22 protein-coding genes are annotated in these 26,685 nt (G+C 69.0%); 13 read left to right on the top strand and 9 right to left on the bottom strand.

The genetic code is table 11. From position 1 onward, the window contains the following. Positions 1–156: 156 nt before the first annotated feature. Positions 157–2,724, bottom strand: coding sequence for an ATP-binding SpoIIE family protein phosphatase (locus tag HHL10_RS14425; RefSeq protein ID WP_169161063.1), 2,568 nt, complete (start codon positions 2,722–2,724; stop codon positions 157–159). A gap of 590 nt (positions 2,725–3,314) precedes the next feature. Here HHL10_RS14425 and HHL10_RS30565 point away from each other — a divergent pair. Beyond that, positions 3,315–7,346 (top strand): Calx-beta domain-containing protein, encoded by a 4,032-nt coding sequence (locus HHL10_RS30565; RefSeq protein WP_169161062.1) that lies wholly within the window; start codon positions 3,315–3,317, stop codon positions 7,344–7,346. A gap of 24 nt (positions 7,347–7,370) precedes the next feature. Here HHL10_RS30565 and HHL10_RS14415 read toward each other — a convergent pair whose 3' ends face one another. From HHL10_RS14415 to HHL10_RS31180, 5 genes are all read right to left on the bottom strand, one after another. After that, the gene (locus tag HHL10_RS14415; RefSeq protein ID WP_169161061.1) at positions 7,371–8,483 is read right to left on the bottom strand and encodes an aldose 1-epimerase; all 1,113 of its coding nucleotides are present in this window, start codon (positions 8,481–8,483) and stop codon (positions 7,371–7,373) included. A gap of 116 nt (positions 8,484–8,599) precedes the next feature. Beyond that, entirely contained in the window at positions 8,600–8,938 is a 339-nt protein-coding gene (locus tag HHL10_RS14410; protein ID WP_169161060.1) for an STAS domain-containing protein, read from the bottom strand. Between the two features lie 69 nt (positions 8,939–9,007). Next, the gene (locus HHL10_RS14405) at positions 9,008–9,325 is read right to left on the bottom strand and encodes an Hpt domain-containing protein (protein WP_169161059.1); all 318 of its coding nucleotides are present in this window, start codon (positions 9,323–9,325) and stop codon (positions 9,008–9,010) included. Then, complete coding sequence (locus HHL10_RS14400; protein ID WP_169161058.1) at positions 9,300–9,704, bottom strand: response regulator; 405 nt, start codon at positions 9,702–9,704, stop codon at positions 9,300–9,302. The genes HHL10_RS14405 and HHL10_RS14400 overlap by 26 nt, the downstream gene beginning before the upstream one ends. Further along, positions 9,704–11,152, bottom strand: a complete 1,449-nt coding sequence (locus tag HHL10_RS31180; protein ID WP_169161057.1) for an ATP-binding response regulator — start codon at positions 11,150–11,152, stop codon at positions 9,704–9,706. Before HHL10_RS31180 ends, HHL10_RS14400 begins: the two co-directional genes overlap by 1 nt. Positions 11,153–11,518: 366 nt before the next feature. Here HHL10_RS31180 and nifB point away from each other — a divergent pair, with 366 nt between their 5' ends. The 7 genes from nifB (at position 11,519) to HHL10_RS14360 (ending at position 18,468) form a co-directional block, all read left to right on the top strand. Then, positions 11,519–13,105 (top strand): nitrogenase cofactor biosynthesis protein NifB, encoded by a 1,587-nt coding sequence (nifB, locus tag HHL10_RS14390; protein ID WP_169161056.1) that lies wholly within the window; start codon positions 11,519–11,521, stop codon positions 13,103–13,105. Between the two features lie 32 nt (positions 13,106–13,137). Further along, complete coding sequence (locus HHL10_RS14385; RefSeq protein ID WP_169161055.1) at positions 13,138–13,332, top strand: 4Fe-4S dicluster domain-containing protein; 195 nt, start codon at positions 13,138–13,140, stop codon at positions 13,330–13,332. 95 nt (positions 13,333–13,427) lie between these two features. Further along, on the top strand, positions 13,428–13,808 hold the full coding sequence (locus HHL10_RS14380; protein WP_169161095.1) for a HesB/IscA family protein: 381 nt from the start codon (positions 13,428–13,430) through the stop codon (positions 13,806–13,808). Beyond that, positions 13,809–14,147, top strand: coding sequence for a hypothetical protein (locus tag HHL10_RS14375; RefSeq protein ID WP_169161054.1), 339 nt, complete (start codon positions 13,809–13,811; stop codon positions 14,145–14,147). It begins immediately after the preceding gene. Further along, positions 14,140–14,475: a nitrogen fixation protein NifZ gene (locus HHL10_RS14370; protein WP_169161053.1), complete on the top strand. Its 336-nt coding sequence runs from the start codon at positions 14,140–14,142 to the stop codon at positions 14,473–14,475. Before HHL10_RS14375 ends, HHL10_RS14370 begins: the two co-directional genes overlap by 8 nt. A 10-nt stretch (positions 14,476–14,485) precedes the next feature. Further along, positions 14,486–14,842, top strand: a complete 357-nt coding sequence (locus HHL10_RS14365; protein ID WP_169161052.1) for a DUF3024 domain-containing protein — start codon at positions 14,486–14,488, stop codon at positions 14,840–14,842. A 443-nt stretch (positions 14,843–15,285) separates the two neighbouring features. Continuing rightward, entirely contained in the window at positions 15,286–18,468 is a 3,183-nt protein-coding gene (locus HHL10_RS14360; RefSeq protein ID WP_169161051.1) for a Kelch repeat-containing protein, read from the top strand. Between the two features lie 22 nt (positions 18,469–18,490). Here HHL10_RS14360 and draG read toward each other — a convergent pair whose 3' ends face one another. The 3 genes from draG to HHL10_RS14345 are packed head-to-tail and all read right to left on the bottom strand — an operon-like array spanning position 18,491 to position 20,892. Next, positions 18,491–19,417 carry an ADP-ribosyl-[dinitrogen reductase] hydrolase gene (gene draG, locus HHL10_RS14355; protein ID WP_169161050.1) on the bottom strand — a complete coding sequence of 309 codons (927 nt, stop codon included), beginning with the start codon at positions 19,415–19,417 and terminating at the stop codon, positions 18,491–18,493. Next, positions 19,407–20,264, bottom strand: a complete 858-nt coding sequence (locus HHL10_RS14350) for an NAD(+)--dinitrogen-reductase ADP-D-ribosyltransferase (protein WP_310734595.1) — start codon at positions 20,262–20,264, stop codon at positions 19,407–19,409. Before HHL10_RS14350 ends, draG begins: the two co-directional genes overlap by 11 nt. Before the next feature lie 7 nt (positions 20,265–20,271). After that, positions 20,272–20,892: a hypothetical protein gene (locus HHL10_RS14345; RefSeq protein WP_169161049.1), complete on the bottom strand. Its 621-nt coding sequence runs from the start codon at positions 20,890–20,892 to the stop codon at positions 20,272–20,274. 437 nt (positions 20,893–21,329) lie between these two features. Between HHL10_RS14345 and nifH the strand changes: the two genes are divergently transcribed. The 5 genes from nifH to HHL10_RS14320 all read left to right on the top strand — a co-directional run bounded on the left by nifH (position 21,330) and on the right by HHL10_RS14320 (position 26,529). Continuing rightward, positions 21,330–22,211, top strand: a complete 882-nt coding sequence (gene nifH / locus HHL10_RS14340) for a nitrogenase iron protein (protein ID WP_169161048.1) — start codon at positions 21,330–21,332, stop codon at positions 22,209–22,211. A gap of 198 nt (positions 22,212–22,409) precedes the next feature. Next, complete coding sequence (nifD, locus tag HHL10_RS14335) at positions 22,410–23,870, top strand: nitrogenase molybdenum-iron protein alpha chain (RefSeq protein WP_169161047.1); 1,461 nt, start codon at positions 22,410–22,412, stop codon at positions 23,868–23,870. Positions 23,871–24,012: 142 nt separating this feature from the next. After that, positions 24,013–25,572, top strand: coding sequence for a nitrogenase molybdenum-iron protein subunit beta (gene nifK, locus HHL10_RS14330; protein WP_169161046.1), 1,560 nt, complete (start codon positions 24,013–24,015; stop codon positions 25,570–25,572). An 88-nt stretch (positions 25,573–25,660) separates the two neighbouring features. Next, positions 25,661–25,978, top strand: a complete 318-nt coding sequence (locus HHL10_RS14325) for a hypothetical protein (RefSeq protein ID WP_169161045.1) — start codon at positions 25,661–25,663, stop codon at positions 25,976–25,978. 68 nt (positions 25,979–26,046) lie between these two features. Beyond that, positions 26,047–26,529 carry a hypothetical protein gene (locus HHL10_RS14320; RefSeq protein ID WP_169161044.1) on the top strand — a complete coding sequence of 161 codons (483 nt, stop codon included), beginning with the start codon at positions 26,047–26,049 and terminating at the stop codon, positions 26,527–26,529. The last annotated feature ends 156 nt before the right edge of the window (positions 26,530–26,685 follow it).

Raw genomic sequence — 26,685 nt, 5'->3', positions numbered from 1 at the left:
ATCAGGGCTTCAGCGACATGCCAACCCTATTTCCGTGCACTGTAGGGAGGTGCTGTAATGCTTTGTTGCGGGATTGTGTCATCGTAGCAACAAACGCGCAGAGACTGCGGCGGAATATCCGGCGGCCGCCGTGCCTCTGCGTCTGGAGCGGCAAGTTCAGGCAGGAATGCCGGAAGGAGCGGGGAAGCGCTTGTGCGTCAACCGCACGGTGTTGACGCCGCACTCGTGCAGGTGCTCCACCCGGTCCGTGGCCGAATGCATGATGAACATGCCGAAGCCGCCTTCAGGATAGTCCTCGAAACACGCCGGCGGCGCGGGCTCGGGCGCAACGAACGCTTCGCCCAGATGCACCAGCTCCACCACCAGCGCCTCATCCTCGATGGCAACGACCAACTCGACGGGCGCATCGGCCGGCCGGCCCTGGCCATGGCGCACGATATTGGTGAAGGCCTCCACGCAGGCCACCACGAACAGCGCTGTTTCCTCCTCGGCCAATCCTGCCTGACGGGCGCGGTGCTCGACCAGCCCGCGCACGTCGAGGATGGCCTCCAGCCGCGCCGGCAGCTCCCGCCGGCTGCAGTGCGGCTCGCCCGGCGTGCGCATGGCCAGCGCCATGGTGAGGTCGTCCTTGAACACCGCGCCGCGCCCCTGCAGCCGCTGCCGCAGCAGGTGCAGGAGCGCCGCGGGCGTATGGACGTGACGCAGCAACTGCGTCACCAGCGCCGTGATCTGCTCGCGCCCCACGCGGCTGCCATCGGGAAGCAGCGCGTCGACGGCACCGTCGGAGCACATGAACAGTGCCTCCTCGGCCGCCATGTCGATGGTGTCCTGGCGAAAGCTTTCCTCATCGAGCACGCCCAGCGGCGGGTGTTGGTTGGACAGCAGCTTGAGCGAGCCCGTCGCGGTCAGCAGCATGGGCTCCTCGTGGCCGCAGCCGACCCAGGTCAGCGTCCCGGCACAGCTGTCGATGCGCAGGTGGCACAGCGTCACAAAGGCCTCCAGCTGCTGCAGGTTGGGCGTGAGCGCCCGGCTCACCGCGCCCACGATCTGCGCCGGTGAGGGCAGCTCGTCGCGGTGTTCGGGGCTGGCCATCAGCTCGGCGATGCAGCGGCTGATCTGCATCTTGGTGGCCGCGCCGATGAGCGCCGCGCTCACGCCCTTGCCCATCACGTCGCCCACGACGATGTCGATGCCGCGGTCGCCCAGCGGCAGGAACTCCACGAAGTCGCCGTCGATGCCCTGCGAAGCCTGGTTGAAGGTGCTCAGCCACAGTCCCGGCACGCGCTGGTCCGGCGGCTGCACCAGCAGCGTCTGCTGGATGCGCGCACCGATGCGCAGCTCGCGCTGACGTGCGCGCTCCAGCTCGCGCAGCGCGTGACGCCGCGCCGAGACGTCCTCGACGATGCCCAGCAGGAACGCGGGCTGGCCGTCGGCCGCGCGGGCCAGCGAGGCGTTGAGCCGCACCCAGATGGAGCGCCCGTCCTTGCGCCGGTAGCGTTCTTCCTGGGTCAGGCTGCCGATCTCGCCGCTGAACAACAGCGTGATGTTGTGCCGGCTCGCGACGCCGTCGTCCGGATGCAGCAGCGCCTGGAACTCCATCCCCAGCAGCTCGGCCTCCTCATGGCCCAGCAAGGTGCACAGCGCCGAATTGACCCGCAGCAGCCGGCGGTCGGGACCGAGCTCGAGCATGCCCACGGCCGCCTGCTCGAAAGCGGCTCTGAAGCGCTCTTGGTTGCGCTGGATCTCGTCATGCGCGGCCAGCAGCTGCTTCTGGGTTTCGCGCTCGCGGCGCATGCCGCGATCGGCCACGCGTCCCAGCACCGACAGCAGCATGCAGATGCCCGCCGCGCCGGCACCAAACCACAAGGCTTGCTCCAGCCACTGCTGGTGCAGCAGCGCGTAGGGCTGCTCCACCAGCACCAGCAGCGGCCACTGGCGCGACGCGCGAAAGGCGCTCACCGCCAGCGCGCCATCGCTGCCCATGTCGATGTAGCTGCCCTGCTCGCGCGCCGGCAGCCAGCGCCGGAACACCGGCAGTCGCCCCAAGGGCTGGCCCGGACGCAACGCGCTGTCGCCCGTGCTCAGGACATGGCCTCGCAGGTCCGTCATCAACGGTCGCAGCGGCGTCTCGGCCACCGCGAGTTCCTGCTGCGTGGCGAAGTAATCGCTGTTGAGCAAGGCCACCAACCACAACTCGCCCGCCTCGCGCTCGACCCGGCGCACCAGCGGCAGCACTTCCAGCCCCACGGCGCCGTTCTGCGCTCCAGCCAGATCACCCAGGCTGCGCACCGCCAGCAGCGGGCCCAACCATTCGCGCACAGGAGTGCCCTTGGGTTGGGCCAGTCGTGCGGGTTCGATGCGGCAGCCCACGTCGCTGGGCGTGGAACTGGCCAGGATGTGGCCATCCCCCGTCATTACCGAGATGCTGCGCAGGGCCGGTTGCCCCGGAAGCTGTTCCGCCAGCAACTTGGACAAGGCAGGCCTGTCCAATGCCGCGGCCAGCAGCAGGGGGGACTCCGACAGTACCCTGAGCGTGCCGCCCGCGCTGGTCACGGTGCGCGAGGCGTGGCCTTCGATGACCCGGGCATACAGCTCGGCCCGCACCATGGCGCCGCGCCGCAGCTCCAGGCGCTGCTGGATGATCAGGCCGCAAGCCAGCCCCACCACCAGCAGGCACAACAGCAGCACCGCGGCGCGCAGCTGGCGCCGTCGCGCGCGCAGCATGCGCGCCGATGTTTCCCAGGACGCGGGCGCCGGGGACCGCTCCCCCGGGAAGAAGCCCGACGCCGGTGGTGACGCGGCGGCCACCGGCACGGCAGCCGTTGCGGGCGCGTCATGGCCCGGCCCGTCAGCCACCCGCTGGTCCGCCAGGTCTTGGCCGCCGTGCACCATCACGGCCTACGAAAGCTGCGCCATGGAAGCTCACCGAGCTGGCATAGCGGCGTCCAGGCCGTGGAGGCGCACCACCGCGAGCAACCGGCCGGCGCGTGGCACGAGCGACACGGACGGGCAGCGCAGGCGCCGGGAATGCGGTTCAAGGTCATGGCAGGCAAGATCGCTGCGTCCAAGGGCAAGGCGATGGCAACGCGCCGGGCGATGCCGGCCGGGCCACGGTGGCAGCAGCCGCGCAACATAGCGGACTTGAGCCTGCCGGCCGCCAGCCATGCGGGCCGCACCACGGCGCAGAAGTGCAGAGTTCACGCGCCACGCCGGCTCGTCGGCAGCGCCGCGTCCCGCCGACTGGGAAGAAGCTTGGTTTCAAGAAGTTACGATCACGTACCGTCTTGCGCTTCAACCCTCTCGGGAGGCTTTCCTTGGCTGCCTACCTTCGTGTCCGTCACCTCATCGTGGATGAGGCCTCAAGCACCGCCAGTTTCACGGTCGAGCTGACGGGGCAACCTGTCGGTGCGGTTTCGGTCGCCTATCGCGTTGCCGGCGCCTCCGCCGGCTATGGCGACATCAGCGAGATCACCGGCTCGTTGAGCTTCGCGCCCGGCGTGACCACGCAGACCGTGCGCGTGAGCCTGCTCGATGGCACCGTGGCGGAAAGCATGGAGTCCTTCTTCGTGCGCCTGTCCTCGCCGGTGAATGCGTACATCGGCAACGAGGTCGCCTGGGCCACCATTGTCGACAACGACACGCGCGTTCTCGACACCAACGGCAATGGCGGCATCGACAGCGCCGAGCGCGCCAACCTCTCCGTGCGCGACGTGGTGGTGGACGAGCGCAACGGCACCGTGACCTTCGACCTCGTGCTCGACAAGGCCACCACCAGCGCCTTCAGCGTCGCCTACGCCACCACCAACGGCAGCGCCACCGCCGCCGCCGACTTCACCGCCCTCAGCGGCAACATCGGCTTTGCCGCCGGCCAGACCGTGCAGCATGTGGTGGTCCGGCTCACCGACGACGCCCTGGCGGAGAACAACGAGTTCTTCGGCCTGCAGCTGGGCGCGCTCGGCGGCACCGGCGCAGGCCAGGTGCAGGTGGCGGACGGCCTGGGCACCGCATTCATCGGCCGCAACGACCAATCCGCCCTGGGCCGTCCCACCTTGCTGTGCAACAACGTCGTGGTCAGCGAGGACCAGGGCTACGCCGAGTTCACCATCCAGCTCAGCGCCCCGGGGCAGGGCCATGTCTCCGTCCAGTACCGCATCGCGGGCGCCTCCGCCGGCTACGGCGACCTCAACGAGATCACCGGCACGCTGAGCTTCGCTCCCGGCGTCACCACGCAGACGGTGCGTGTGGGCCTGGTTGACGACAACGTGGCGGAAGGCCTGGAGTCCTTCTCCATCCGTCTGTCGTCGTCCCTCAACGCCTCCATCGCCAACGAGGTGAGCTGGGCCACCATCGTCGACAACGACACGCGCGCGGGCGACACGAACCGCAACGGCCGCATCGACCCGTCCGAGCGCGCCAACCTCTCGGTGCGCGACGTGGTGGTGGACGAGCGCGACGGCACCGTCACCTTCGACCTCGTGCTGGACAAGGCCACCACCGACGCCTTCAGCGTCGCCTACGCCACCACCGGCGGCAGCGCCATCGCCGGGGCCGACTTCAGCGCCGCGGCCGGCAGCATCGGCTTTGCCGCCGGCCAGACCGTGCAGCACGTGGTGGTCAGCCTCACCGACGACACCTTGCTGGAGAACAGTGAGTTCTTTGGCCTGCAGCTGGGTGCGCTCACCGGCGGCGGCGCCGGCCAGGTGCAGGTGGCCGACGCCCTGGGCACCGCGCTCATCGGCCGCAGCGACCAGACCGCCCTGAGCCGGCCCATGCTGTCGTGCAGCGACGTCGTGCTCAGCGAGAACCAGGGCTACGCCGAATTCACGGTTCAGCTCAGCGCTCCTTGCACGGGCGAGGTCACGCTCCAGTACAGCGCCGTCGGCAGCTCCGCCGGCTACGGCGACCTCAGCGAGATCACCGGCACGCTGCGCTTCGTTCCCGGCACCACCACCCAGACCGTGCGCGTGGACCTGCTCGATGGCAACACGGCCGAAGGCCAGGAGTCCTTCTACGTTCGGCTGGTTTCGGCCATCAATGCGTCCGTCGACAACGACGTGGTCTGGGCCACCATCGTCGACAACGACACGCGCGTGGGCGACACGAACAGCAACGGCCGCATCGACCCGTCCGAGCGCGCCAACCTCTCGGTGCGCGACGTGGTGGTGGACGAGCGCGACGGCACCGTGAGCTTCGACCTCGTGCTGGACAAGGCCACCACCGACGCCTTCAGCGTCGCCTACGCCACCACCGGCGGCAGCGCCATCGCCGGGGCCGACTTCAGCGCCGCGGCTGGCAGCATCGGCTTTGCCGCCGGCCAGACCGTGCAGCATGTGGTCGTCAACCTCGTCGACGACACCCTGGCCGAGAACAACGAATTCTTCGGGCTGCAGCTGGGTGCGCTCACCGGCGGCGGTGCTGGCCAAGTGCAGCTGGCCGACGCCCTGGGCACCGCGCTCATCGGCCGCAGCGACCAGGCCGCCCTGAGCCGGGTTGCCCTGTCGTGCAGCGACATCATGGTCAGCGAGGCGGACGGCTACGCCGAGTTCACCGTCCAGCTCAGCGCCCCGTGCACGGGCGAGGTCACGGTCCAGTACCGCGCCGCCGGCGCCTCCGCGGGCTATGGCGATCTCAACGAGATCACCGGCATGCTGCGCTTCGCCCCCGGCATCACCACCCAGACCGTGCGCGTGGCCCTGCTCGACGGCAACGCGGCCGAAAGCCTGGAGTCCTTCTTCGTGCGCCTGTCCTCCCCGGTCAACGCGTACATCGGCAACGAGGTGAGCTGGGCCACCATCGTTGACAACGACACGCGCGTGGGCGACACGAACAGCAACGGCCTCATCGACCCGTCCGAACGCGCCAACTTCTCGGTGCGCGACGTGGTGGTGGACGAGCGCGACGGCACCGTCACCTTCGACCTCGTGCTGGACAAGGCCACCACCGACGCCTTCAGCGTCGCCTACGCCACCACCAATGGCAGCGCCACCGCCGGGGCCGACTTCAGCGCCGCCGCCGGCAGCATCGGCTTTGCCGCCGGCCAGACCGTGCAGCACGTGGTGGTCAACCTCGCCGACGACGCCCTGATCGAGGGCAACGAGTTCTTCAACTTGCAGCTGGGCGCGCTCACCGGCGGCGCCGCCGGCCAGGTGCAGCTGGCCGACGCCGTGGGCACCGCGCTCATCGGCCTCAGCGACCAGCTCGCGCTGAGCCGGCCCACGCTGTCGTGCGGCAACGTGGTGGTCAGCGAGGCCCAGGGCTACGCCGAGTTCACCGTGCAGCTCAACGCTCCGGCCCAAGGCGAGGTGACTCTCCAGTACAGCGCCGTCGGCAGCTCCGCCGGCTACGGCGACCTCAACGAGGTCACCGGCATGCTGCGCTTCGCCCCCGGCACCACCACCCAGACCGTGCGCGTGGACTTGCTCGACAACGCCGCCCCCGAGGGCCTGGAGTCCTTCTTCGTGCGCCTGTCCTCGCCGGTCAATGCCGTCCTGGGCAACGACACGGCCTGGGCCACCATCGTCGACAACGACAGCGGCTTCACGCCCATGGCCTATGGCATGGGCAATGACATTTACGTCGTCACGAGCAGCAGCCAGCTGGTGGTCGAGCGCGCCGGCGACGGCATTGACCTGGTGCAGAGCGCCATCTCGTACAGCCTGGCGGACACCGACGGGGTGGGCGACTTCGGCGGCAATGTCGAGAACGTGCAACTCACCGGCGTGGCCGCCATCAACGGCACCGGCAACGCGCTCAACAACGTCATCGGTGGCAATGCCGCCAACAACGTGCTCAATGGCGGTGCGGGCATCGACACCGTCTCCTATGCCGCCGCTACCGCCGCCGTCACCGTGCGGCTGGATGTCGCCACCGCGCAGGCCACCGGCGGCGCCGGCATCGACACGCTGCTGGGCTTCGAAAACCTCGTCGGCTCCAACTTCAACGACACGCTGCTGGGCAACGCCGGCAACAACGTGCTCAATGGCGGCGCGGGCAATGACATGCTGGCCGGCGGCCTGGGCACGGACCTGCTCACCGGCGGGGCGGGTGCCGATGTCTTCCGCTTCGACACCATTGCCGACTCGGCTCCCGGGGCCACGCGCGACACCATTGCCGACTTCACCCTCGGCGACCGCATCGACCTGCGCAACGTCGATGCCAACGTGTCCCTGCTCGGCGACCAGGCCTTCAGCTACATCGGCGCCGCCGCCTTCGCGACCAACGCCACCGGCCAACTGCGCCTGGTGGGCAACGTGCTGCAGGGCAGCACCGACGCCGACGTGGCGGCGGAGTTCGAGATCGTGCTTACCGGCCGTACGACGATGGCGCTGAGCGATTTCCTGCTCTGAGCGCCGCGCAACGCCGGCGCCGCTTCAGGCCCGCGCCGGCGTGAACAGCTCCAGCCGCACCCGGTACTCCACCGCCTCGCCCGGCGCGAGCCGGGCCATGCCCCGGCCCAGGGGCTCGTGCCACAGCGGCCCGAAGGGGTCGGCCCAGTTGAACTGCGGCTCCAGCACCACGAAGGGCTTGTCCGGCGGCGCATAGGTCTGGACGGCGCTGATCTCCGGCGAGTCCGAGACGATGCGCAGGCCGTAGCCGGCCTGCGGGTCCAGCACCTCCACCACCGCCTCGCCCGCCGGCGTCTTGTCCAGGTCCACGAAGCAGTCGTCCAGGTACAGCCCGCCCAGCGGCCCGCCCTGCGGGCCGGAGAAGTCATGGGGCGTGCCCGCCACGGCGATCAGCTCGCCCGTGGGCAGCACCTCGTCGTAGTCGTTCACCGCCATGCGCGTGCGCGCGGGAATGCGGATGCGCGCCTGCTCCCGCGCGCCGCTGGGCAGGGTGAAATACGGGTGCCAGCCCATGCCCATGGGCAACAGCTCGCTGCCGGTGTTGGTGGCGCGCAGGCGCAGCTCGAAGGCCGCGGGCTCCAGGCCGAGCTCGAAGTCGATGCGCGTGCCCGACACCCAGTGCCCGCCGAAGTCGCCGGCATCGAGCACGGCGCGCACGCCGTCGCGCCGCGGCGTGGCCTGGCGCTCGCAGCTGTCCACCGCCCGGTCCAGGATCAGGCCATGGATGGCGTACTGCTCCGCACCGGGCCGCGTGCCGCCGCCGTTGGCGAACAGGCGCAGGCGGCGCCCGGCGATGTCGGTGTCCAGGGCACGGTCCGCCGCCGAGAAGGCGCCGCGGATGCGATTGGCAAAGGGCAGCAGGAAGGCGCCGCCGACCTTGAACGAGTTGTTGCCGGTCCGGTCGGGCGGTCCGGCTTGCAGCACGGTTCCGGCCTCGGCCAGCGGCGGCGCGTGCAGCAGCGCCACCTCGCCCAGGCCCGGCAGCTCCGCCCACAGCTGCCAGACCATCATGGCCCGGCCGGGCAACAGCTCGGCCCGGGTGAAGCGTGGCGCCGCGGCGGCGTTGCCGCCCGGGCTGCTCAGGGTCACGACGTCCGGCAGGCTCGCCGGCAGCTTCGTCCCGTTCGATGCGTTCACGGCCTTCTCCTCGCCTCGCGGCACAGTCACTCCCGCAGGGCCCCGTAGGGCCGCACTGCTTGGCATGCGGGGTGCCCGCAACGGGCAGGAGGAGAGAAGGCGAGGGCGCCGGCGCGTCAGCCGAAGGAGGCGACCGCCTCGGCGCGGGTGTCGTGGATGTTGAAGACGCGATGCATGCGCATGAGTTCGAACAGCGCGCGCACGGTGCGCGACATCTCGCACAGCCGGAGGTCGCCGCGGCGGGCGTTGAGCTGGCGCAGGCAGGCGATGAGCGCGCCCAGGCCGGAGCTGTCCACGAACTTGACGCCGGCCATGTCCAGTACCACGCGGGTGTGGTCCTGCATCAGCGACTGCACGGCTTCCCGGAACTCGCGCACGTTGCTCGCGTCGAGGTTGTCCTCGCGCAGTTCGATGACCAGCACGTCATGCCCTTCGACTCGTCCGTTCAATTCCATGGGTTTCGACTGCTGTGCTGCGTGGAAAAGCGCCGGTTGCCATTGGACAACAGCCAGCGTTTCGAAATGTCACCGCAATGTGACACCCGCGTTTTCCAGGCCGCTGCGCAGCCGCGCCAGCGCCTGGGCCAGTGCGGGAACATCACCGGCCGCTGCTGCATGCTCGCCCTGTCGCGCCGCCTCACCCAGCGCGTGCAGTCCAAAGCTGCCGGCCACGCCGGCGAGCTGGTGCAGCAAGGCCGCTTTGGCAGCGGGCTCGGCCGCGGCCTCGATGGCGCGCCAGCGTTGGGGCAGCCCGGCCAGGAAGTGCTCGCGCAGCCGCGCCAGCGCGGCCTGGACCGCCGGCGGGCCGGCGGTCGGGTCAGCGGGCGGCGAAGGCTCGGCCACGGCCGTGCTCCCAGTAAGGCAGGATGTCCTTGGGCAGCGTCATCGGGTCGAAGGGCTTGACGATCAGGCCCGTGGCGCCGTGCTGCAGCAGCTGCTCCAGCTCGTCGGGCATGGCCTTGGCCGTCATGAACACCACCGGCACGCCCTGCATGACCGGCAGCTCGCGCAGCGCGGCCAGGGTTTCCGGGCCACAGAGGTCGGGCATCATGACGTCGAGCAGCACCAGGTCGGGCCGGAAGGCCGGCGCCTCGCGCAGCGCGCTGCGTCCGCCCGGGCACAGGCACACGTCGTAGCCGCCCACGGTGGACAGGCTGAACTCCAGGATCATGCGGATGTCGGGATCGTCCTCGACGCACATCACGCGGCGCAGCTCGCTCATCACGCTTCCTTCTCCTGCCTGGGCGCCCCGGCGGTGGCCGGGCGCGCCACCGTGCCGGAGGGAAACCAGAGACTGAACGAGGCGCCCACCGCGGCCTCGTCGGCGCTGATGCGCCCGCCCATGCGCTCCACCAGCATGCGCGTGATGTACAGGCCCAGCCCGGTGCCGCCCTGGGCGCGGCGGTCGGTGCCATCGGCCTGCGAGAACTTCTCGAACATCCGGGTCCGGAAGCGCGGGTCGATGCCGGGCCCGCGGTCGCGCACGCTCACGCGCACGCCCTCGGGCGACGCCGCCAGCGCCACCTGCACGGCCTCGCCCTGGGGCGAATGCTTGATGGCGTTGGACAGCAGGTTGGCCATCACCTGCTGGAAGCGGTCGGCATCGAGCCGCACCTCCGCCGCCGCGCCGTCCAGCCCCTCGGCGGCGAGCCGGACGCCGGCGCGCTCGGCATAGGCCTGGTTGGCCGCGAGCGCCTCGCGCAGCAGCGGCGCCAGTGGTTGGGGGCGCAGGTGCAGCACCAGGCGGTCGCCTTCGAGCTTGGTGAGGTCCAGGATGTCGTCGATGAGCCGGCTCAGCCGCGTGCCGTTGCGCTTGGCCACCTCCAGCAGTGACAGCGCCGGCGCGGGCAGCGCGCCCGCCGCGCCGCCGGCCAGCAACCCCACCGCGCCCAGCACCGAGGTCAGCGGCGTGCGCAGCTCGTGGCTGACCGTGGCCAGGAACTCGTCCTTCATGCGTTCGACCTGGCGCTGCTCGGTCAGGTCGCGCAGCACCAGCGTGAAGTGCACGCGCTGGTGCTCGTGCCACTCGCTCAGACCCAGCTCGGCCACGAACTCGTCGCCGCCCACGCGCCGCAGCCGGCATTCGCGCTGGGCCAGCAACTCGTCAAGCTCGACGCCGAACACCGAGCGGCAGGAGACGCCCGCGGCCAGGGGCCGGCCATCGAGGTCGGCCAGCGTCAGCGCCGCGCGGTTGAGCTCCTCGACCCGGCCGGCCGCGTCCAGCGTCAGCACGGGGTCGAGGATGTTGTCGAGGATGTCGCTCTGGCGCTGCGCCAGCGTGGCGATCTGTGCCTGCAGGCCGAGCACGTCGCCGTAGTGGCGCAGCTTGGCGCGCAGCAGCCCGGGGCTGACCGGGCGGGCCAGGAAATCGTCGGCGCCGTTTTCCAGCGCGTGGATGAAATGCTCCTCGCCCTGCAGTGCGGAAGTCACGATCACCGGCAGCCAGCGCCCGCCATCGAGCCCGCGCATGCGGCGCGTGACCTCGAAGCCGTCCATGTCGGGCATCAGCAGGTCCAGCAGCACGAGGTCGGGACGGCTGCAGTGCATCTGCGCCAGCGCCGCTTCCCCGCTGGCCACGCCGCAGGCGACGTGGCCGAGCTCGGTCACCAGCGCGCACAGCGCTCGGCGCGACTCGGCAATGTCATCGACGACCAGGATCTGCAGTTGCATGGGGCGGGGAAGGACAGGCCCGGGCATCGGGCCGTGACACGGAGCGCGATCCTAGGGCCCGCCCGGCCGCTCCCGCGCCGGCGCGGGCGCATGCGCGGGCCGGCTTTGACAAAGCTGTCACGACTGCGCGGACTTTGCACGGGCCTGCCACGGCCGTGAAGGCTGGCGCGCAGCGCCCGGCGGTCATCACGGTGCTGCCGCGCGCGGTCCGATCCGGATCAACCCGGCGCGACCGACCGTGGGCCTTGTCGCGATTGTGCGGATGCCCACATCCGGCTCCGGCGCTAAGTCCTTGATTGCACTGGCCTGCAGGCCTGGCACGGCTCTGGCAATAGGGAGGGCACTTTCGGCATCCAGAGGCCCGCCATGTCCCACAGCACCGCATTCGTCTCCATCGAAGGCCTGAGGAAGGGCCGCCAGGCCGTCAGCGACATGCGGGAAGCACCCGGCAGCAGTGGTTGCGGCAGCACCGGCGGCTCGGGCAAGCCCGGCTGCGGTTCTTCCGCCGGCCCCGACGACATGCCCCCGGAGATCTGGGACAAGATCAAGAACCATCCCTGCTACTCCGAGGAAGCCCACCACCACTACGCCCGCATGCACGTGGCGGTGGCCCCGGCATGCAACATCCAGTGCAACTACTGCAACCGCAAGTACGACTGCTCCAACGAGTCGCGCCCGGGCGTGGTGAGCCAGAAGCTCACGCCCGAGCAGGCGGTGAGGAAGGTGCTGGCCGTGGCCAGCGAGATTCCGCAGATGACGGTGCTGGGCATCGCCGGCCCCGGCGACGCGCTGGCCAACCCCAGGAAGACCTTCGACACCTTCCGCATGCTCGCGGGGCAGGCCCCCGACATCAAGCTGTGCCTGTCCACCAACGGGCTGGCGCTGCCGGAAATGGTGGACGAGATCTGCAAGTACAACATCGACCACGTCACGATCACCATCAACATGGTCGATCCCAGGGTGGGCGAGAAGATCTATCCCTGGATCTTCTGGGACCACCGCCGCATCACCGGCTACGAGGCGGCCCGCATCCTGCACGAGCAGCAGATGAAGGGGCTGGAGATGCTCACCGCACGCGGCGTGCTCACCAAGATCAACTCGGTGCTCATCCCCGGCATCAATGACTCTCACTTGCTGGAGGTCAACCGCGAGGTCAAGAAGCGCGGCGCGTTCCTGCACAACATCATGCCGCTCATCAGCGAGGCCGAGCACGGCACCTACTTCGGCCTCAACGGCCAGCGCGGCCCCACCGCCCAGGAGCTCAAGGCCGTGCAGGACGCCTGCATGGGCGGTGCCAACCTCATGCGCCACTGCCGCCAGTGCCGCGCCGACGCCGTGGGCCTGCTGGGCGAGGACCGATCCGACGAGTTCACGCTCGACAAGATCGAGCAGATGGAGATCGTCTACGACCTCGACAAGCGCCGCGCCTACCAGCGGCAGGTCGAGACCGAGCGCCAAGCCCAGCACGCGGCCAAGGAAGCCGCGCTGGCCCAGGCCGCCGCGGACGACGGCGTGGACGCGGACATGGCGGTTCTGGTTGCCGTGGCAACCGAGGGCCACGGCAAGGTCAACCAGCACTTCGGCCACGCCACCGAGTTCCAGATCTACGAGCTGTCCAAGGCGCAGATCACCTTCGTGGGCCACCGCCGCGTGGACCTGTACTGCCAGGGCGGCTTTGGCGAGGAAGAGCAGCTGCCCTCCATCGTCAACGCCATCAACGACTGCCATGCCGTGCTGGTGGCCAAGATCGGCGCGTGCCCGCGCGACGAGCTCAAGGCCGCGGGCATCGAGCCCGTGGACCGATACGCGCACGAGTTCATCGAGAAGGCGGCGCTCGACTGGTTCGCCGACTACCGCGCCCGCATCGGGCGTGGCGAGCTCACCCACCAGCCGCGCGGCGATGCGCGCATTCGCCAGGGCGCCTACACGGGCGGCGTCGAAGCCGCGGCCTGATCTACCCACCTCCCGCCACCCCGGAGACCACCATGGCCTACAAGATCATCGCTTCCCAATGCTCGGGCTGCTCCGCCTGCGAGGCCGAGTGCCCCAACACCGCCATCCGCGAGAAGGGCGGCACCTTCGTCATCGACCCGGCCAAGTGCACCGAGTGCGAGGGCCACTTCGACGCGCCGCAGTGCGTGGCGGTGTGCCCGGTGGACGGCTGCATCAAGAAAGTCTGAGGCCCCTCCATGTACCCCCACGCTCACATTCGTTCGCTGCCCCCCGAAGGAGCGCAGGCCTCCCTTGGGACGGCCCGGCGGGAGGCCTGACCATGATGCAATCCAACTTCACGGTAACGCCCGCGGCGTTGAATTTCATGCGCCGCATGGTGCGTTTTTCCGGAACACCCACCGGCGGCTTTCGCCTGACGGTGGCGCCGGGCGGGTGCTCGGGCTACAGCGCCGAGTTCAGCGTCGAGGCCGCGCCGCGTCCCGGCGATGCCGAGCAGGCGGTCGAGGGCCTGCGCCTGTTCCTGCCCGCCGAGAGCCGCATGCTGCTCGACGGCGTGACGGTGGACCATGTGGACACGCCGCTGCAGTCAGGCTTCACCTTCGCCAACGTCAAGGGCGGCGCCTATGGCTGCAGTTCCAGCGGCGAGGCTCCCACGCCGCCCGCCGAGGCCAGCGTGGCGCTGTCATCCATCAAGCGCAAGTGAATGGACGCGGACGCCCACTTCGACACGGCCGTGCTGGGCCTGGTGCTGCCGCCCGGCGTGGAGGCAGCGCTGGCCGAGGCCGGACGCTGCCGCGCCGATCCCGTGGCGGCCATGGCCGCGCTCATGTGCGCCCAGGCCCTGGCCGCCGGGCACTCCGCGGCGCTGCTCAACGGCGTGCCCCTGCGCGCGCAGCGTCGCGACGCCGACTGGACCGTGCGCTGGGAGGCCGCCGGCCGTGCCATCGGCACGGCGCTGGAGCGCCTGCTGCACGACCAGGAACCCGAGGTGCGCGAGCGTGCCGCCGCACGCCGTGACGAACTGGAGTGCGCCCATGGCTGACATCGCCCGTGACGACGACATCATCGAGCTCGCGCTGCCGCCCCGCTTCGGCATCGGCGAGCTCGTGGCCAGCCGCAGCGTCATCCGCAATGACGGCACCTACCGCGGCAGGGACATCGGCGACCTGCTGGTGAACCGCGGCGACATCGGCTTCGTGCGCTCCGTGGGCACCTTCCTGCAGCAGTTCTACATCTACGAAGTGGAATTCGCGGAAACGGGCCATCGCGTGGGCATGCGCGCCAAGGAGCTGTGCACGCTGGACCACCTGCCCGAGGAAGTGCTGGCCCAACTGGGCGATCGCGCCGCTCAACTCCACAGCCTGCGCTGAGCGGGCCGGCATGCAAGCCGCCGCCCCCGACCGCCACGACGCGCCGGCACGCAGCCGCGTGGTCGAGCTCGACGGCGCGCGCATCCGCCGCGCGCTGCGCGAGCGCCGGCGCTACCGCTATGTACAGCCACGCGTGCGGCGCCTGGGCCTGGGCTGGCTGGTGTCCAGTCCCAATTGCTCCCGCAACATCGATCCGCTGGGTGGAGAAATCCCGGTGGCCTGGCTGGTGCCCGCCAGCCACGGCTGCTGGCTGCTGCATGCACACGACCATGCCCAGGGCTGCTGGGTGCTCAAGGCCGCCGGCGTGACGCTGGCGCAGGCGCTGCAGCAAGTGTGCGAAGACCCGCGACGCGAGTTCTGGCCTTGAGCCACTGCCGGCGGCAGCAACGCGCCGTCCGCCGCTGAGCCTTGCCTTCAAGTCGCCGGGCGCGCCGTTGCGCCCGCGCCTGCCGCTGCTTGCGGCATGGCCCTCCATCCCGTTCAAGCATGTCCGAGCCGCACCGGTTTCTTCCGGGCCGCGGGTGAGCTCGCTTCAAGCTTCAACGGCCGCGGGGACATGTAACGCGCGGGGCAAAGGGCGCACATGTTTTTCGCACTCGGCCATGGACACAGTGGCGGATTTCACGCATACACCATCCCGCTGCCGGATGGTTTGATCCACCGCACACCTCCTCATCAACACGGATACGAATCGGTCGAACACGCGACATGAGAGTTTCTCCGCCGTTGTACCGCTGTATCTCGCACCTTTTGTGTGCATTGGTGGCCTCAAGGCCGGTTGTGGATGTTCCCGGAGGTGATGCCAGGCGCATGACGCCGCGATGTCGGGGCGGCGGCTGGATGTTCTGGCTGACCGTCGCCTCACTGCTGGTTGGTTGCGGCAGCGGCGACCTCGCCGGCAGCACCGAGCTGCTTGCGCAAACAGAGCGCGCTGCGGCGAGCAGCGAGCCGGTGGTCCGGTTCGGGCTCTCCAGCGCCATCGGTGGTTCGCTGCTGCCCTTCACCATGGGCCAGCCGCTGGTGGAGGGGCAGGTTCCCGCCGGGTTCACACTCGTCGCAGCGGACGCACCGGAGCTGCAGTTCGTGGTCCGCAACCGCTGGCCCGACGGCAGCGCCAAGTTCGCCATCCTCTCCGGCAGAGTCAGCCTGGAGGCCGGCACCCAACGCAGCATCGCGTTGAGCGTGAGCCAGGCGCCCATGGAGCCCAACCCCGTGAGCCTTGACGATCTCAAGGCCACCGGCATCAGCGCCGAGGTGGGCTTCGGTACCTTCGGCACGGCGGGCTGGACCACCAGCGACTGGGACAAGCCCATGCGCACGGTGCTGTCCGGACCGCAGATGAGCGCCTGGACCTACCGCAAGCCCATCGGCGCGGATGCCCATCTCGTGGCCTGGCTGGAGGTGCGTGCCTACAAGGGCGGGGCGGTGGAGGTGCTGCCGTGGATCGAGAACGGCTACCTCAACGTGCCCGGGCCCGCCGAGAAAAGCGCCACGGCCAGCTTCACTCTGGGCGGCACGCAGCGCTTCTCGCAGCCGCTGACGCTGCTCAACCACCAGCGCGCGGTGCTCGCCGGGCCCGAGGTGCTCACGCACTGGCTGGGCGCCGACCCACAGATCACGCCGCGTCACGACGCGGCGTATTTCATGAAGAGCAAGCTGGTGCCTTTCTACCGGGGCAGCACCGCTTCCGGCAGCCCGCTGTTCAACCGCCTGCCCACCCAGTACACGCCGCTGATGCAGGGCAGCTACCACAGCGCCATGGGCACCACCGGCTACCACCCCTCCATCGGGCTGCTGCCCGAGTGGGACGTGGCCTACCTCAGCACGCGCGCCGATCCGCGCGCGTACCGCGCGGTGCTCATCAACGCCTACGCCGCCGGGCGCTACGGCATCCACTACCGCGATGAAACCACGCAGCAGCCGCTGGTCTTCACCCAGTACCCGGATCTGGTCATGCGCGCGGGCTCGGGCGTGGCCGACACCGGCACTTCCTCCACCGGGCGCTATACGCCCGCGCCCAGCGGCGCCGTGCCGCCCACCTTCAAGGTCTCGCACCATCCCTCGATGGGCTACATGGCCTACCTGGTCAGCGGCTGGAGCTACTTCATGGAGCAGACGCAGCTGCTGGCCACGGCCAACTTCATCAAGCATCCGGACCGCACGCGCGGCTACAGCCAGGGGCTCTACCTCAGCGGCCTGGACGCCGCCCAGACCCGCAGCTCGGCCTGGGCCATCCGCACGCAGGCCCAGGCCGCCACCATCACGCCCGACGACGATCCGCTGCGCCGGCAGTTCCTCGACGCCGTGAGCCACAACATCGTGGCCTACCACCGCCGCTACGTCGCCCAGCCCCACAACCCGCTGGGCGTGGTCGAGGGCTACAACGGCTACGCCAGCGACAACGAGTGGTACATCGGCGCGCCGTGGATGGACGACTTCCTGACCGCGACCCTGGCCTACGCCAAGGAGCTCGCGGCCTACGACCCGGCGGTGCGGCCGCAGCTGGAGGCCTTCCTGAAGTGGAAGTTCCGCGCCGTCACGGGCCGACTGGGCGGCGGCGGCCCGGGCGAGTTCCCCTACACGCACGGCGCCCAGTACAACCTGCCGTTCGCGAAGTCCAAGACCGCGGACTGGAAGAACGGCGCCGGCCCGTGGTTCGGCTCGTGGGGCGAGGTGGCGCGCGCGATGGGCGTGCCCACGGGAGCGCAACCCGGCGATGCGCTGGTGGAGGGCTACCCCGAGTCGGCCACGGGCTACTGGGGCAACCTCATGCCGGCGCTGTCCTATGCCGTCGATCTGGGCGTCGAGGGCGCCATGGAGGCCTGGACCCGCGTGACCACGGCCTCCAATTTCTACAAGCAGGCGCTCAAGTACAACGACCAGCCCGTCTGGGGCGTGCATCCGCGCACACTGGCCGTGGCCGATACGCCCATGCCCCAGACAGACAGCGGTGGCACGCTGCCGGAGCTCCCGTTGCCCGCCGATGCCTTGGCGCGTCTGGAGCCCGGCCACTGGCTGGAGCTGCCCAACACCAGGATTCGCTCGGTGCTGCCGGCCCCGGCACAGAAAGGCAACCCGCTGGCCATCGTGGGCGGCTGGAGCGGCGCCACCGTGGACACGGTGCGCAGCCGCCTGCTGGTCTGGGGCGGCGGCAACACCGACTACTGGGGCAACGAGATGTATGCCCTGGACCTGCCCACGCTGTCGATCAGGCGGGCGGTCGAGCCCAGCCCCGTCACGGGCGAGGACAGCTGCGGCGCCGCGCTCTCGGATGGCACGCCGCGCTCGCGCTCGACCTTCGACGCCATGGCGTATGTCGCGCACCTGGACAGCTTCTTTGCCATCGGCGGCGGCGTGAACTACTGCACCACCAGCCCCCGGGGCTCCGGCGGCGTCTGGCTGCGCGATTTCACCAGCAACCGCTGGATCATGAAGCGCCCGGACACGCCCTTGCCCTACGAGCTCAGCGCGATGGCCGAATACGACGAGGCCCAGAAGCGAGTCCTCATCAAGGACACCCGGAGCCTCTGGGCTTATCACCCGGAAACGGACAGCTTCACCGTCCTCAACGCCAGCATGCCCGTGAGCTATGGCCTGACGGCCACGCTCGACACCAAGCGGCGCAAGTTCGTGATGCTGGGCAACGGCGTGCAGGTCATCGACCTCCAGACCAACCAGCTGAGCACCTTGGCGACCACCAACACGCCGGCACTGGTCACCAGCAAGCAGGCGCCGGGCGTGGCTTACGACGTGGTGGCGGACCGCATCGTGGCCTGGCATGGCGGCGCCGAGGTCTGGACGCTCGACATGGACACCGGCGTCTGGAGCGAGGTGGCCGTGAGCGACGGCCCCACGGCCGACGCGCTGGCACAGGGTACCTTCGGCCGCTGGGCCTACATCCCGGGACTCAACGTGTTTGCCCTGATCAACGGCATCGATCAGAACGCCTGGGTGTTCAAGCTGCCCGATCCCGAAACGTCGAGCGCGCCATGACGGCGGCCTTCAAGGCCGCCTTTCAGCGCCGCGGCTGCGACAGCGCCAGCAGCGCCGGCGTCTGCGCCGTGATGGCCTGTGCCACCGGGGCCGCCAGGCGTTTGAGCCAGTGGCGGGGCAGGGCGCCGGCGCCGCAGCGCGCGCCGGCGAGCATGCCCACCAGGGCGCCGGTGGTGTCGGCATCCTCGCCGCGGTTGACGGCCGCCTGCACCGCCTCCTCGAAATCGGCGTGGCGCGTGAAGGCCCACAGCACCGTCTGTACCGTGTCCACCACGTAAGCGCTGGCACGGCCGGGATAGGGATCGAAGCGGAAAGCGGGCTGTTCCTGCGCCAGCCGCGCGGCGCGCTGGGCCATGGTGGCGGCATCGGCGCCGGTGAGCTGCAGGCGCAGCAGATGGCCCAGGCCCAGCACCGCGGCGTCCGACAGCCGGTGGTTGTGCGTGAGGTGCGCCTGCGCCATCGACACGCGCTTGAAGGCCTCGTCGTCGCCCAGCGTGGCCAGCGCTGCCGGCAGGTTGCGCATGAGCGCGCCGTTGCCCGCGTCGCCCTCGTTGGGCGGCGTGAACAGCGCGCCGGTGCGGATGAAACGCTGGATGCCGCGCCGGCAGGTGTTGCCGCAGTCCACCGGCTTGCCGCGCCACCAGGCCACGAAGGCCTCGGCGATGAGCCGGGCGTCTCCGAGCTTGTCCCGCCGCGCGCCCTCGATCAGCGCCGACCCCAGTGCCAGGCTCATGGTGGTGTCGTCCGTGACCTGGCCGGGCGGCAGGGCCAGCCAGCCGCCGCCGATGATGCGGCGGTGGATGCCGCCCTGGTCGGCAAAGCGCAGGGCAATCTCGCGCGGCGTCATGAACTCCACGGTGGCGCCCAGCGCATCGCCCAACGCCAGGCCCAGGTAGGCGCCCAGGGCACGGTCGAGCAACTCGACCGGCACACCAGTATCAACAGCCATAGCTGGCCTCCACCTCGTAGTCGCCGCCCAGGGCCAGCACCTCGGCCTCGCCCTGCAGCGAGCGCGTATCGAGCAGCCCGGGCACCAGCAACAGCTTGACCAACGGCGCCCGGGCCTGCAGCAGCCAGTCGCCGAAGCAGTCCGCCGTCTCGCGCGACAGGCTGAAGGACACGATGTTGTTGAGCCGCACCGTGCAACGACGCTCGCGCAGCGAGCCGCGCACCACCTGCTCCTCGCAGCGGCTGCTGCCGCGCCACAACTGCACATGCGTGCCGCAGCCCAGCAGCCCGAAGCGCGCCAGCATCCACTGGCAGAACTCGAACAGCAGGTCGAGCTGCTGGTGGATGTTGTTGCTGTGGTAGCGGCTGGTGGCCTTCTCTTCCAGGTAGCCCACCCAGGCCGGCGAGGGAAAGCGCCGCAGTGGCGCCTTGTGGAAGGTGGGCACCAGGCCAAAGCGGCTTTCCACCCAGCCCTTGAGCACCGCGCCGGCGGGGCCGTTGGCGTCCATGCCCCAGCCCTGCAGCAGCTTCAGGTAGCTGGCCTTCCAGCGCCGCAGTTCCGAGGGCGCCGCACGCGCCGCCGGCTTGGCCAGGCCGAAGGCCAGCTCCAGGTAGTGCTCGAACACGTCGCGGGCCTCGGCGGCGTCGCCACAGCGGTCGAGCAGGCTGAACAGCCCCGCGCTGGAAGCGCGGGTGCCGGCGATGCGCAGCCGCCGCGGGTGCGCGTTGAACTCCAAGCTGCCCAGCAACGGCGCCGGCACGCCGACCAGACTGGTCGCGTACCAGCGCGCCGGATCGGTCTCTCCCGCCGGCAAGTCGTCGAGCACGGGGGCCGGCGGGAAAGACACGGCGCGGTCAGACCGGACGGTTCTCGTTGGGATTGCGCACCGGGCCCATGCGCTGCAGCCCTTCCTCGTAGGTCATGGGCTCGAAGGAAGCCTTGAACTTCAGCGCCGCATCGGCCACGGCGTCGGTCTTGCCGGCGGTGTCGAGTTTCTTGAGGTCGCCCTTCTCCAAGTACAGCAGCTCCAGCAGCTCGTTGTAGACGGTGGCCTCGTCGATGGGCAGCACATGAAAGGTCGCGCCGTTGTAGGCCACCTGGTACTTCTTGAGCAGGTCGATGTTGTTGCAGAACAGGAAGTACTTTCCTTCGGGCGAGAGCTGCTCGCCCAGCACCTCGGCCACGTCCTTGAGATGCTCGAAGCTCAGCAGGTAGCCGGCGAAGAAGGGCAGCTTGGCATTGCCCCTCTGGGCGATGGCGATGACCTGGTCGCAGCTCAGCTCGGGCGGGCGGGCCTCGTCGGCCAGCTTCGGGGCGAAGCGCAGCGCCAGCTCGCCGCGGAAGCCGGCGCGGCCGGGCTTCTTGGTGGCGCCCTTGAGCACAGGGTTCAGCAGCCGGCCCTGAGCCTCCAGGGGCGCCAGGGCGGTATCGGCCAGGGCGGCGGCAACGGGGGATTCGGCAACGGTAGTGGTCATCAAGAACTCCGGTGGGTTGAGAACGAAACGTTCACGGGGTCTTGCGGGTCATCAAGCCGCCGCAAAGCCCTTGCGGTTCCTCATGCAACCCCCGTACCACCGGGAGAACGCCCGTCGATCCCAGCCCGATGGCCGCCGCCACGGCGCAAAGCCGCCATCGCGACAAGGCCGATACCGGCCTTTGTCGCCTTTCCGACATTCCAGCGGCCCGGCGCTGGCGGCCGCATCGGTCAAATGTCCCCGCCACACGGGCGTTTCCCCCTGGGGCAGGCCCGTGGCGCCGACATGGCACAGCCATTGCGTAAGGCTGGTTGCGCGGAACCCATGCCAGTCCAACAAGGCGCTGCAGAAGAAGACCACAGGCACCCAAGACTGCATAGAGATCGCGACGACCCGTTGAGATTCGTCCACTTCTCGTTCACTCACTGGAGCACACCATGTCCAAGCTTCGTCAGATCGCCTTCTACGGCAAGGGTGGTATCGGCAAGTCCACCACCTCCCAGAACACGCTGGCCGCGCTGGCCGAGATGGGTCAGAAGATCCTTATCGTCGGCTGCGACCCCAAGGCCGACTCCACCCGCCTGATCCTGCACGCCAAGGCCCAGGACACCATCTTGTCGCTGGCCGCCGAAGCCGGCTCCGTGGAGGACCTGGAAATCGAAGACGTGATGAAGATCGGCTTCCGCGACATCCGCTGCGTGGAATCCGGCGGCCCGGAGCCCGGCGTGGGCTGCGCCGGCCGCGGCGTGATCACCTCGATCAACTTCCTGGAAGAGAACGGCGCCTATGACGGCGTGGACTACGTCTCCTACGACGTGCTGGGCGACGTGGTGTGCGGCGGCTTCGCCATGCCCATCCGCGAGAACAAGGCCCAGGAGATCTACATCGTCATGTCCGGCGAGATGATGGCCATGTACGCGGCCAACAACATCTCCAAGGGCATCCTGAAGTACGCCAACAGTGGCGGCGTGCGCCTGGGTGGTCTGATCTGCAACGAGCGCAAGACCGACAAGGAACTGGAGCTGGCCGAGTCGCTGGCCGGCAAGCTGGGCACCAAGCTCATTCACTTCGTGCCCCGCGACAACGTCGTGCAGCACGCCGAGCTGCGCCGCATGACCGTCATCGAATACGCCCCGGACAGCAAGCAGGCCGGCGAGTACCGCAGCCTGGCCCAGAAGGTGCACGCCAACGCCGGCAACGGCGTGATTCCCTCGCCCATCACCATGGACGAGCTGGAAGACCTGCTGATGGAGCACGGGATCATGCAGGCCATCGACGAGAGCCAGGTCGGCAAGACCGCGGCCGAAGCCGCGGCCTGAGCAGCCCTGGGGCGCGCATGAGTGCCCCGTTCGGGCTGGGCTTGCCGAAGCATCGCCGCGCAGCCCGGCTGCCGGCCCTTCGACAGGCCCAGGGCGAGCGGAAACCACTCAGGCCAGACGCGCCTTCAACAAGAAGAACGCCCTCCGTTCCAGCCGCAACCCCTCTGCCGATTCCACCGCTGACGAAAGAGCCCAGCCATGAGCATGACCGTTGAAGAGCGCAAGGCCGCCAACAAGGCCTTGATCGATGAAGTCCTGAAGGCCTATCCCGAGAAGATGGCCAAGCGCCGTGCCAAGCACGTCAACCAGTACGAGGACGGCAAGCCCGACTGCGGCGTCAAGTCCAACATCAAGAGCCTGCCCGGCGTGATGACGATCCGCGGCTGCGCCTACGCCGGCTCCAAGGGCGTGGTGTGGGGCCCGATCAAGGACATGGTGCACATCTCCCACGGTCCCGTGGGCTGCGGCCAGTACTCCTGGTCCTCGCGCCGCAACTACTACATCGGCGTGACCGGCGTGGACAGTTTCGTGACGATGCAGTTCACCTCCGACTTCCAGGAGAAGGACATCGTCTTCGGCGGCGACAAGAAGCTCGACAAGATCATCGACGAGATCCAAGAGCTGTTCCCGCTGAACAAGGGCATTTCGATCCAGTCGGAGTGCCCCATCGGCCTCATCGGCGACGACATCGAGGCAGTGTCGAAGAAGAAGAGCAAGGAGTATGGCAACCACACCATCGTGCCCGTGCGCTGCGAGGGCTTCCGCGGCGTGAGCCAGTCGCTGGGCCACCACCTGGCCAACGACGCCATCCGCGACTGGATCTTCGACGGCAACACCAGGAAGGAGCGCGAGTTCGTCTCCACGCCGTACGACGTCACCATCATCGGCGACTACAACATCGGCGGCGACGCCTGGTCCAGCCGCATCCTGCTGGAGGAAATCGGCCTGCGCGTGATCGCCCAGTGGTCGGGCGACGGCACCATCGCCGAGCTGGAGAACACCCCGAAGGCCAAGCTCAACCTCATCCACTGCTACCGCTCGATGAACTACATCAGCCGGCACATGGAAGAGAAGTACGGCATTCCCTGGGTCGAGTACAACTTCTTCGGCCCGACCAAGATCGCGCAGAGCCTGCGCGAGATCGCCAGCCACTTCGACGACACCATCAAGGCCAACGCCGAGCGCGTGATCGCCAAGTACCAGCCGATGGTGGACGCCGTCATTGCCAAGTACAAGCCGCGCCTGGAAGGCAAGACCGTGATGCTGTACGTGGGCGGCCTGCGTCCGCGCCACGTCATCGGCGCCTACGAGGACCTGGGCATGGAGATCGTCGGCACGGGCTACGAGTTCGCCCACAACGACGACTACCAGCGCACCACGCACTACGTCAAGGACGCCACGCTGATCTATGACGACGTCACGGGCTACGAGTTCGAGAAGTTCGTCGAGGGCGTGAAGCCGGACCTCGTGGGCTCGGGCATCAAGGAAAAGTACGTGTTCCAGAAGATGGGCGTGCCCTTCCGCCAGATGCACAGCTGGGACTACTCCGGTCCCTACCACGGCTACGACGGCTTTGCCATCTTCGCGCGCGACATGGACATGGCCATCAGCTCGCCGGTGTGGAAGCTGGCCCAGGCGCCCTGGAAGAAGGCAGCCTGACAAGGCAGCTCAGTCTGAACCGAGAACACTCCGTTCGGGCTGAGCTTGTCGAAGCCCTGCCGCCCAGCCGGGATGCAGGCCCTTCGACAGGCTCAGGGCGAACGGGATCGAGATTCCTCCGTCATCACTCAGGAGAAACCAAATGCCCCAAAGCGCAGACAAGATCAAGGACCACGAGCTGCTGTTCCGCGAGCCGGAGTACCAGGAGCTGTTCAAGAGCAAGAAGGAAAACTTCGAGTTCAACCACTCCGAGGTCAGGATCGCAGAGATCCGCGACTGGACCAAGTCCAAGGAGTACAAGGACAAGAACTTCGCCCGTGAGGCGCTGGTCGTCAACCCGGCCAAGGCCTGCCAGCCGCTGGGCGCGGTGTTCGTGGCCAACGGCTTTGCCAAGACGCTGAGCTTCGTGCACGGCTCGCAAGGTTGCGTGGCCTACTACCGCAGCCACTTCAGCCGCCACTTCAAGGAGCCCACCTCCTGCGTGAGCTCGTCGATGACGGAAGACGCGGCGGTGTTCGGCGGCCTCAACAACATGATTGACGGGCTGGCCAACGCCTACAACCTCTACAAGCCCGAGATGATCGCGGTGTCCACCACCTGCATGGCGGAGGTCATCGGCGACGACCTGGATGCCTTCATCAAGAACTCCAAGCAGAAGGGCTCCGTCCCGGCCGAGTTCGACGTGCCCTTCGCCCACACCCCGGCCTTCGTCGGCAGCCACATCACGGGCTACGACAATGCGCTGGTGGGCGTGCTGAAGCATTTCTGGGACGGCAAGGCCGGCACGACCGACCCGCTGGTGCGCACTCCCGACGACAGCATCAACTTCATCGGCGGCTTCGACGGCTTCGTCGTGGGCAACATGAAGGAAGTGCGCCGGATCTTCGAGCTGTTCGGCGCCAAGGTGAACATCATCTGCGACCCCTCGGAGGTCTGGAACACGCCCACCGACGGCGAGTTCCGCATGTACGCAGGCGGCACGACCAAGGCCGAGGTGGAAGCGGCGCTCAACGCCAAGGCCACCATCGTCTTCCAGGAGTACTGCTGCGAGAAGACGACCAAGTACATCGCCGAGAAGGGCCAGGAAGTCGTGGTGCTCAACGCCCCCGTGGGCGTGGCCGGCACCGACCGCTTCATCATGGAAGTCGCCCGCCTCACCGGCAAGCCTGTGCCTGCCGCATTGGAGAAGGAGCGTGGCCAGCTCGTGGACGCCCTGGCCGACAGCCAGGCCCACCTGCACGGCAAGCGCTACGCGCTCTACGGCGACCCGGACCAGCTCATCGGCTACACCGAGTTCCTGTTGGAGCTCGGCGCCGAGCCCGCGCACATCCTGGCCACCAACGGCGGCACCGAGTGGGCCGGCAAGGTGCAGAAGGTGCTCGACGCCTCGCCCTACGGCGCCGGCTGCAAGGTCTACCCCAAGCGTGACCTGTGGCACCTGCGCAGCCTGCTCAACACCGAGCCGGTGGACTTCCTGATCGGCAACACCTACGGCAAGTACCTGGAGCGCGACTGCGGCACGCCGCTGATCCGCCTGGTGTTCCCGATCTTCGACCGCCACCACTACCACCGCTTCCCCACCTGGGGCTACGAGGGCGGCCTGCGCCTGCTGACGATGCTGCTGGACGAGTTCTTCGAGACGCTGGATGCCAACACCATCGTCCCGGGCAAGACCGACTACAGCTACGACATCATCCGCTGACCCATTGCGGAGCCAGGCAGCCGGACGCGCGGGGTGTGCCCCGCGTCCGGACCGGCCTCCGGTCCGAAATTCCTAGAGAGAGGTTGCGATGACACCCGTGCATGTCAAGACCACGCTCGATGGCCGCAAGGTCGAGGTGATCGGAGGCCATGTCTGCCTGGACGGCCGGCCCGAGGCGGACACGCTCGTCGCGCTCGATGAGCATCCCAATCGCCAGGCCATCCTGCGGGCCGTGCCCAAGGCCACGCATGTCGCCGGGCGCATCCCGCTGACCATGCCCGAGGCCTCCGTGGCCCAGGCGGCGCTGCGCCGCGCCAACGACCGTTTCGACGGCTCGCCGCAGGCCATCAGCGAGCGGCTGCGCAGGGCCTCGTGGCAGAAGGTGTTTGCCGAAGGCGCCGAATGACGCCCGCCCCGCACCCGGCCGCCAGCAAGCCCCGTACGTGCCGGCATTGATGTCCTGGAGCCTTGGTCATGATCTTCGTCCTTGAGATGCCCGCGCAGGCCGAGCCCAAGGCCTGGTTCGCCTACGACGCGGATGATCTGCTGCGCAAGGTCGCGGCCGGTGACGCGCTGCAGGCGTGGGAGATCCACGACCGCGCCACGCCGCGCGAGCTGCTGGAGATGTTCGATGCCGCGCCCGAGACGCCGGGCGTGCACGGGCGCTATCCCGGCATCTGCGCCATGGGCGAGGAATACGGCTGGGACACGCCGCTGTACCGCGCCGACCACCTGCTGGAGCCCGGCACTTATCGCACCGGGCTGGTGACGCCGGCGCAGGCCAGTGAGGCCGCGTTGCGCGCCCGCGGCGACTGCCGCATCTACTGGAGCGAATCCGAGGCTACCGCGGCGTTCGAGCGCGCCGAGGACCCGGCCTGGACCGGTGGGGGCTGGCGCGCGCGCTGGGCGCTGCGCGCGCAGCTCGTTGCCACGGAAGTGCTGGCCGACGACCTCTGATGCAGCCACATGCGATGTCAGGCCACCGGCCCCTCACGGCGCCCATAGACCCGCGTCACACATGCGACAGAACCGACAGAAGCCACAGCCGCCACGGCTTCCGAAAGCAGGCGGCCAGGGGAGCATGCAGGAAATGCCTGCCTCCGCGGTGATTTC

This window comes from Azohydromonas caseinilytica (assembly GCF_012927045.1).
GTDB classification, from domain to species: Bacteria; Pseudomonadota; Gammaproteobacteria; order Burkholderiales; family Burkholderiaceae_C; genus Azohydromonas; species Azohydromonas caseinilytica.
The sequence above is the reverse complement of the archived record's forward strand: the minus strand, read 5'-3'. Positions and strand labels throughout refer to the sequence as shown.

Coding starts and splice junctions, on each gene's coding strand:
- HHL10_RS14375 (WP_169161054.1), top strand. CDS start 13,809: ATGGACGCGGACGCCCACTTCGACACGGCCGTGCTGGGCCTGGTGCTG.
- HHL10_RS14380 (WP_169161095.1), top strand. CDS start 13,428: ATGCAATCCAACTTCACGGTAACGCCCGCGGCGTTGAATTTCATGCGC.
- HHL10_RS14425 (WP_169161063.1), bottom strand. CDS start 2,724: ATGCTGCGCGCGCGACGGCGCCAGCTGCGCGCCGCGGTGCTGCTGTTG.
- HHL10_RS14360 (WP_169161051.1), top strand. CDS start 15,286: ATGACGCCGCGATGTCGGGGCGGCGGCTGGATGTTCTGGCTGACCGTC.
- nifB (WP_169161056.1), top strand. CDS start 11,519: ATGTCCCACAGCACCGCATTCGTCTCCATCGAAGGCCTGAGGAAGGGC.
- HHL10_RS14320 (WP_169161044.1), top strand. CDS start 26,047: ATGATCTTCGTCCTTGAGATGCCCGCGCAGGCCGAGCCCAAGGCCTGG.
- HHL10_RS31180 (WP_169161057.1), bottom strand. CDS start 11,152: ATGCAACTGCAGATCCTGGTCGTCGATGACATTGCCGAGTCGCGCCGA.
- nifK (WP_169161046.1), top strand. CDS start 24,013: ATGCCCCAAAGCGCAGACAAGATCAAGGACCACGAGCTGCTGTTCCGC.
- nifH (WP_169161048.1), top strand. CDS start 21,330: ATGTCCAAGCTTCGTCAGATCGCCTTCTACGGCAAGGGTGGTATCGGC.
- HHL10_RS14325 (WP_169161045.1), top strand. CDS start 25,661: ATGACACCCGTGCATGTCAAGACCACGCTCGATGGCCGCAAGGTCGAG.
- HHL10_RS14370 (WP_169161053.1), top strand. CDS start 14,140: ATGGCTGACATCGCCCGTGACGACGACATCATCGAGCTCGCGCTGCCG.
- HHL10_RS14410 (WP_169161060.1), bottom strand. CDS start 8,938: ATGGAATTGAACGGACGAGTCGAAGGGCATGACGTGCTGGTCATCGAA.
- HHL10_RS14385 (WP_169161055.1), top strand. CDS start 13,138: ATGGCCTACAAGATCATCGCTTCCCAATGCTCGGGCTGCTCCGCCTGC.
- draG (WP_169161050.1), bottom strand. CDS start 19,417: ATGGCTGTTGATACTGGTGTGCCGGTCGAGTTGCTCGACCGTGCCCTG.
- HHL10_RS14345 (WP_169161049.1), bottom strand. CDS start 20,892: ATGACCACTACCGTTGCCGAATCCCCCGTTGCCGCCGCCCTGGCCGAT.
- HHL10_RS14400 (WP_169161058.1), bottom strand. CDS start 9,704: ATGAGCGAGCTGCGCCGCGTGATGTGCGTCGAGGACGATCCCGACATC.
- HHL10_RS14365 (WP_169161052.1), top strand. CDS start 14,486: ATGCAAGCCGCCGCCCCCGACCGCCACGACGCGCCGGCACGCAGCCGC.
- nifD (WP_169161047.1), top strand. CDS start 22,410: ATGAGCATGACCGTTGAAGAGCGCAAGGCCGCCAACAAGGCCTTGATC.